Consider the following 941-nt stretch of genomic DNA (forward strand, 5'->3'; position numbering starts at 1 on the left):
TATAATGCGTCCATCAGTCAGTCACGCAACACCACAGGAAGCGCGATTTCAGCGTCTTATCTGTTTGACGAAGTTCAAACCTCGGCAAGCTATTCACAAATGGGGAGCACTTCCAGTTCTTCCTTCCAGGTTGGCGGAAGTATTATCGGGTTACCAGATGCAGGCATTCTTTTTACGCCTGTGAAAAATGATGAAATCGCGATTGTACAAATGGAGGATGTTCCAGGCGTCAGATTTAATGGCTCCATGCCGGGCGATAAAAAAGGTCGAGCCGTTATACCGTTAACGGCTTATAACAATAACACCATTACGGTCAATGCCGACAACTTGCCACAAAGCGTCGAATTGACAGAAAACGCAATCAATGTCACGCCGACAGAAAATGCCATTATCTACAAAAAAGTGAAATACAGAAAAATTAACACGTATATCGTCAAAGTTATCGGCAGCAATGGTTTTGTTATTCCTATGGGGACTATTGCTAAAAACGCAGAAAATCAGGAAATCGGCTACGTCAACAACGGCGGGATTCTGTTAATGAATCTTGAAGATAAAGATGAAGGGATCATTTCTGTAGGTGACTGCAAATTCGATTCACGATCGCTGCATAAAGATACGGGTAAAGCACAGGAGGTTAAGTGTGGCTAAGAACAATACACTGAAAAAGTTTTTCTTTTCTGCGTCACTGTTTTTATTTACGGCATCAAGTCATGCGGCCTTTGTCCTTAACAGCACACGTTATGTCTTTGATGAAAAAAGAGAGAATATCTCTGTACAGGTTGATAACCAGTCTGCTCAGGAATATGGCGGACAGATATGGATTGAAAACCAGGACCAGAATGATAAGAATGTCTATTTTGTGCCCAGCCCCACGTTCTTTAAAGTGGCCGATCAACACAAACAAATCCTGCGTATCCTGAAAATTAATAATGCGTTACCCA

General features: G+C 42.1%; 2 protein-coding genes. Both read left to right on the forward strand.

Annotation, left to right across the window (positions count from 1 at the left end):
• A partial coding sequence (locus tag JTI98_RS21100; protein ID WP_252869618.1) for a fimbria/pilus outer membrane usher protein occupies window positions 1-648 on the forward strand: 648 nt, incomplete at its 5' end.
• Window positions 641-941, forward strand: a 301-nt coding sequence (locus JTI98_RS21105; RefSeq protein WP_252869619.1) for a fimbria/pilus periplasmic chaperone, incomplete at its 3' end; no start/stop codon positions are given. The genes JTI98_RS21100 and JTI98_RS21105, both read left to right, overlap by 8 nt.

Origin of the sequence: Citrobacter sp. MGH 55 (assembly GCF_016906145.1) — a bacterium.
In the GTDB taxonomy this organism is placed as follows: Bacteria; Pseudomonadota; Gammaproteobacteria; order Enterobacterales; family Enterobacteriaceae; genus Citrobacter_A; species Citrobacter_A amalonaticus.